This window comes from Tahibacter caeni, assembly GCF_024609805.1.
GTDB classification, from domain to species: Bacteria; Pseudomonadota; Gammaproteobacteria; order Xanthomonadales; family Rhodanobacteraceae; genus Tahibacter; species Tahibacter caeni.
Genome location: NZ_JANFVR010000566.1, coordinates 1 through 1773, shown reverse-complemented (window position 1 = coordinate 1773; position 1773 = coordinate 1). Strand labels below are relative to the sequence as shown.

General features: G+C 71.4%; 1 protein-coding gene. It reads right to left on the bottom strand.

The annotated features are described in order from the left end of the window. The coding region (locus NON22_RS23810) for a beta-N-acetylhexosaminidase (RefSeq protein ID WP_257389468.1) at positions 1 to 1773 on the bottom strand (1773 nt) is incomplete at both ends.

Below are 1773 nucleotides of genomic sequence, written 5' to 3'. Positions count from 1 at the left end.
TCGCGACACTGCGCGTCAGTGCGGTCGCGCCGGCGAACGTGGCCGCGCGCAGCGGCGTGCCGGCGGCCAGCTCGAGCGGCGACGCGCACGGCGGCGAGGTCGCGACGGGTTCGCTGCCGTCCTGCGTGCAGCGCAGCTGGCCGAAACCGGTCTGGCTGCTCAGCGCGACGGTCACGCGTGCCGGGTCGCCGGGCAGTGCGCCGACCTGCGCGCGCGGCAGGAAGGCCGATTCGGCATAGCCGATGCCGAGCGCGCGATAGCGCGCGAGCTGCGCCGGCATGCGTTCGAGAAAGCCCTGCCAGCTGCGCCGTTCGCGCGGCGTCCAGTCGACTTCGGCGAGCGCGGCCAGGCGCGGGAACACCGCGTGCTCGACGCGCGCGGTCGTGCGCATGTGCTCGACCCAGACGTTGACCTGGGCGCCGAGCACGTGCCGCGCCTGCTCGGCGGTCAGCTCGGCCGGCGTCGGCTCGAAGCCGTAGAGTTTTTCGAGCGTGACGAGGTACGGCCGGCCCGACGGCTCGTCGGCCGCGTCGCTCTGCAGGTTGTCGAGATACAGGTCCGGCGACGGCGACAGCACGACGTCGTGCCCGGCCCGCGCCGCTTCGAGCGCGCCGGCCGTGCCGCGCCAGGACATCACGCTCGCGCTCTCGGGCAGCCGGCCGCCCTCGAGGATTTCGTCCCAGCCGATCAGCTTGCGGTCGTGCTTTTCGAGCATCGCTTCGAGCCGCGCGACGAACCAGGACTGCAGCGCCGTGTCGTCGGGCAGGCCGAGCTGCCGGCGCTTGGCCTGCACGCGCCTGGATGCCTTCCAGCGGTCCTTGGCCGCCTCGTCGCCGCCGATGTGGATGTAGCGCGACGGGAACAGTTCGACGAGCTCGTCGAGCACCCCGCTTATGAATTCAAAGGTGGATTCGTCCACATTGAGCAGATACGTGTGCACGCCCCAGTCGGTCGAGACCGGCGGTTTCTCGCCGGTGCCGAGCTCGGGATACGCGGCGATCGCGGCCTGCATGTGTCCCGGCATGTCGATCTCCGGCACGATGGTGATCTGGCGCGCCTGCGCATGAGCGACTATGTCGCGGATCTGTTCCTGGGTGTAGTAGCCGCCGTAGCGGCGCGGCTTGCCGGTGGCCGGATCGATGTCGGCCGCGGCGGCCGGCCCCGGCGGCACGCGCCAGGCGCCGACCTCGGTCAGTCGGGGATACTTCTTGATCTCGATGCGCCAGCCCTGGTCGTCGGTCAGGTGCCAGTGCAAGGTGTTGAGCTTGTGCAGCGCCATCGCGTCGATGAGCTTCTTGACGAACTCCGGCGGCTGGTAGTGGCGCGCCGAATCGAGCATGAGGCCGCGCCACGCGTAGCGCGGCGCGTCGGTGATCGTGCCGGCCGCGATCCGCGTCGCCGAAGTCGCCTCGCCCGGCTGCGCCGTGAGCAGCTGCCACATCGACACGGCGCCGTAGAACAGACCGGACTCGCTGCCGGAACGGATCTCGACGACGCCGGCATCGGCCTCGAGCACATAGGCGCCGTCGGGCGCGTCTCGACCGGATTCGAAAACGAAGCGGATGCCGTCCGGCTTCTTCTTCGCCGCGCAGTCGACCGCGAACGCGAAGCCCCGCGTGCGCCGGACCAGATCGGCGAAATACCGCGCGACGTCCTGCGCGGCGTCGCCGCAGGCGTCGATCGTCGTCGCCGCATCGATGCGCACGGCGGCGCGCGCCGGCGCGGGGTCGACCTCGGCCGGCGCCGGAACGATCGCGTCGAGCGGCACCGCCG